The organism is Methanobacterium sp. (assembly GCA_012838205.1).
Taxonomy (GTDB): domain Archaea; phylum Methanobacteriota; class Methanobacteria; order Methanobacteriales; family Methanobacteriaceae; genus Methanobacterium.
In genome coordinates, this window is record DUPR01000066.1 from 1 (window position 1) to 3,608 (window position 3,608).

General features: G+C 37.7%; 5 protein-coding genes. 1 reads left to right on the forward strand and 4 read right to left on the reverse strand.

Features of this window, described 5'->3' with window-relative positions; translation table 11 throughout:
* The coding region (locus tag GXZ72_09565; protein HHT19789.1) for a deoxyribonuclease at positions 1-100 on the reverse strand (100 nt) is incomplete at its 3' end.
* Between the two features lie 206 nt (positions 101-306).
* Between GXZ72_09565 and pyrF the strand changes: the two genes are divergently transcribed.
* Positions 307-957 carry an orotidine-5'-phosphate decarboxylase gene (pyrF, locus tag GXZ72_09570; protein HHT19790.1) on the forward strand — a complete coding sequence of 217 codons (651 nt, stop codon included), beginning with the start codon at positions 307-309 and terminating at the stop codon, positions 955-957.
* Here the strand turns inward: pyrF and GXZ72_09575 are convergent.
* From GXZ72_09575 to GXZ72_09585, 3 genes are all read right to left on the reverse strand, one after another.
* Positions 901-1,488 carry a hypothetical protein gene (locus GXZ72_09575; GenBank protein HHT19791.1) on the reverse strand — a complete coding sequence of 196 codons (588 nt, stop codon included), beginning with the start codon at positions 1,486-1,488 and terminating at the stop codon, positions 901-903. The genes pyrF and GXZ72_09575 overlap by 57 nt on opposite strands.
* 55 nt (positions 1,489-1,543) lie before the next feature.
* Entirely contained in the window at positions 1,544-2,455 is a 912-nt protein-coding gene (locus GXZ72_09580; GenBank protein HHT19792.1) for a deoxyhypusine synthase, read from the reverse strand.
* Positions 2,456-2,657: 202 nt separating this feature from the next.
* Positions 2,658-3,539, reverse strand: coding sequence for a CBS domain-containing protein (locus tag GXZ72_09585; protein HHT19793.1), 882 nt, complete (start codon positions 3,537-3,539; stop codon positions 2,658-2,660).
* Between the last annotated feature and the right edge of the window lie 69 nt (positions 3,540-3,608).

The window sequence follows — 3,608 nt, forward strand, 5'->3', positions numbered from 1 at the left end:
CATCTCTACCTAAATCTTCAATTTTAACATCGTATTCTTCCCCTTCACTAATTGGGGCGTTACTTCCTCTTTCATCTTTACCGTAATTACTTCCAAACATCTATATTCACTTCCAAAAATGCCATTAGAAATGGCTGACATAATATTGGTTTAGGTGCATATAAAGGTATGTTAAAATTATAAGCTTATTTTCCCTATTTTTTTCAAACTAAAAATTTGAATTAATGTATATACAAAATCAAAAAAAAACGAAATATGAAAAATCAATAAAAAATGATTTAAAGATAAAAATTATAACCTAACTGTATGGATGTTAAAAACAATATTATCCTGGCCATGGATGTTCCCAACATCAACGATGCCATGGAATTAATGGATAAAATATCTGACTACATTGATACTGTTAAGATCGGTTATCCCCTAGTTTTAGCAGAAGGGTTAGAATCTGTTTCAAAAATTAAAAAAGAATATAATTGTAGAGTGATCTGCGATTTTAAAGTGGCTGATATACCTGCAACAAATAAAAAGATTGCTGATGTAACCTTCCAATCCGGTGCAGATGCAATTATTGTCCATGGCTTTGTTGGATGGGACAGTGTGGAAAGCTGTCTTGAATCTGCCAAAAAAGTTGATAAAGACATTTTCCTTTTAACTGAAATGTCCCATCCTGGAGCAACTAATTTCATGCAACCAGTTTCCATGAACATAGCCAGCATGGGCATGGAAATAGGTATAACCCATTATGTTGGCCCATCAACCCGTTTAGACCGGTTGAAAATGATCAGAGATGTAGTGGGTAAAGATTCATTTATCATATCTCCAGGTGTGGGCGTGCAGGGAGGGGATCCTCGAGAAACTCTCCAATTTGCCGATGCAATTATTGTAGGACGCAGCATTTACCTATCTGAAAACCCTGCCAATTCCTTGGAGTCCATCATAGATGCTATCGAACTTTAAACCCGCCAATTCATAGAATAAATCAAATAAAATGAAATAAATGAATGTTATTGGTTGGAAAAAGTATAAACCAGTTACTGTATTGGTTAACTGAAGGCCTCCTAAAAGGCATAATATTAAAACCATTATTTTCAGGGCACAGCGATATTTAAAGAATGGTTCTAAAATCTTTATTTTTTTAAAACTTTTCCTATCATTTCCCACCTCATCTAACCATGCTGCCATGGTACATAAGGTTAAAGTTATGATTCCAATAGAGGGTATCCCCCATATTAACAATATGACTACAAATATAATTAAAGTAGTCATATGACCCAATTTATCCACTTTAACTGATAATACAGTTCCTAAAAGTATGGCCAAGAATATTGTGGCAGCATCAGAAAAATTAACTGCCAGATAACCTATTCCCACAACACAGATTATCCCGCTAGCCACACCAAGGATATGATTATTTTTTAGATCCATGGCATCATCTGAAAACTTCATGAAAAATCCAGATAACGCGTACAAAGCTGCCTCGAAAAACATGAAAATCCTAAACTCCCTAACAAATCCATAACATTAATGTTTACTAAAAAAAGATTTAATCTTGTTTATGGATTAATTCCATAGCCCCAGATACCATTAAGGGAAATATAATAGTGGCATCGCCAATGACCGTGACCAATCTAGAGCCACATTTGGCTTTAGCCCATGATTTAGCTTCTTCTAACGGTGCACCGCCCAAACTACCGGCTTCACTACGGTCCAGTGTAACTTGGATTGCAGCATCTACTCCACCAGTCAGGATGTTTGAGGCCAGAGCATAATGTTTTGGTAATCCTCCGCCTAGAATAACTGTTGCTACTTTCCCAGAACCATAGACAATATCTGAAAGTTCGTGCATGTCTCCAGCAGCATCTAAGGTTAATTGGTTTTCTTGGGTGAACATCCAGAGTTGCAGTCCCAACATGCTGTCAATTAATCCCGGAGCATAAATGGGAACCCCTTTTTTGGCAGCAGTGCGGATGATTGATTCGTCATCATTGATGAGGTGGCCGATCTGGGTTAAAAAATCACGAATGTTCAATTGCTTGTTTTTTTCAGCTATTTCGGTCATTATAAGATTTATTTTAGTTTCGAATACTTCAAAATCTTCTGATTTCGTGTATATATCTGCTATTCGGCCCATGCCCATTTGGCAGAGTTCTTCATCGTTTTCTTCATGTTCACGGTAGTGTGCACCACCAAACGCCTCCACTAGATCATGGGTGAGGTTTGCTCCGCTAGTTATTAGAACATCCACATATCCTTTGTCTATTAAATCACGGATAACCTTTTTAAGGCCTCCTGGAACCATTGGTCCTGCTACGCTCAGGAAAACTGTGGTTTCCGGGTCATTTATAACTTCACTCAAGAGCTTTGTGGCTTTGTAAAGTCTTCCAGCACCTAAAACTCCGCTTCTGCCCATTTCCTCTATGAGTTGGATGATAGTCATTTCAGGACCTATTCTAATGTGTTCAACTTTCAGTATTCACACTTCCTAGATAATTTTAGATAGTTTATGTATGGTCTATCTGTTGATTTATTAAAATTATTTTGCTTGTAAAAATTTTGGGTGAATAAAACTAATTTCAGGATATTATAATTTTGGAGAAAAAACTGGGCAGATAAAAACAAAATAGTGATTGTGATTTTATTATTAGTTGGGTGAAGTTTTATTTGAGTCCCGCTATTTTATCAAGAAGATCGGTGCGGGTGACTATACCTTGTGCTTTTCCAGTTTTGTCAACTACTATTAAGCGGCCAATATGGTTTTTGTTCATCACTTCTATGGCATCAGCTATCATCACGTTTTCATCAACGGTGATAATGTTTTTGGTCATTATATCCACGACTTTCATATCTTCTCTGGCTTCTGCAAGGGCTTTGCTGATGTCTGATAGGGTTACCATCCCTATTACTTCATCGTCGTCCATTACTGGTGCACCTTCTATTTCTTTGGATGCCAATACTCTTGCTGCGTCTCTTATGGTGTCCAAACCATCTAAGGTTATTAAGTCGGGTGTGGCAACTTCCATGGCTCTTCTTTTGGGTATGCTGCGGATTCCAGTGGTGTCCAGTAGTAGGATGTTGTCCATGTCATCTCGGCCCACTATCACCCCATCAACTACCAGTTTGTTTACTGGTGTGGGCCCTACACGAATTTTATCACCCAAGTCCAAGGTTTTAATGTTTCCAACTGCTTTAATTGCTGCTTCACATTCTCCAGGGTGAGGTATACTGGTGAACTCGATTTTAGCCACAGTAATGTCTTTCAAAAGTTCTCCTTTCTTATAAACCGGTACTAAGGTTTCTTTGTCGGTGTCTTGAATGTTTAAAGTGTGATAAGCTTCAATAGTGGGTTTATACCCACCCCTAGGCCCTGGAACGCCTTTAACAAGGCCCAAACTGCGGAGTGATTGCATTTGATTGCGGATAGTTCCGGGGTTGCGGTTCATTATTTCCGCTATTTCTTCCCCCTTAATGGACATACCGTCAGCGTTGCGGTACAAGTTAATTAAACTTTGTAGTATTTCTTTCTGAACCGATGTGAGCATGTAAATCACCCTAATATTAAACTATTACATATTCTGATATTAGTTATAATTTTCCATTATTTATAATTA

Excerpts from the sequence above, each read along its gene's own strand:
- GXZ72_09585 (HHT19793.1), bottom strand. The coding sequence starts at position 3,539 with ATGCTCACATCGGTTCAGAAAGAAATACTACAAAGTTTAATTAACTTG.
- pyrF (HHT19790.1), top strand. The coding sequence starts at position 307 with ATGGATGTTAAAAACAATATTATCCTGGCCATGGATGTTCCCAACATC.
- GXZ72_09575 (HHT19791.1), bottom strand. The coding sequence starts at position 1,488 with ATGTTTTTCGAGGCAGCTTTGTACGCGTTATCTGGATTTTTCATGAAG.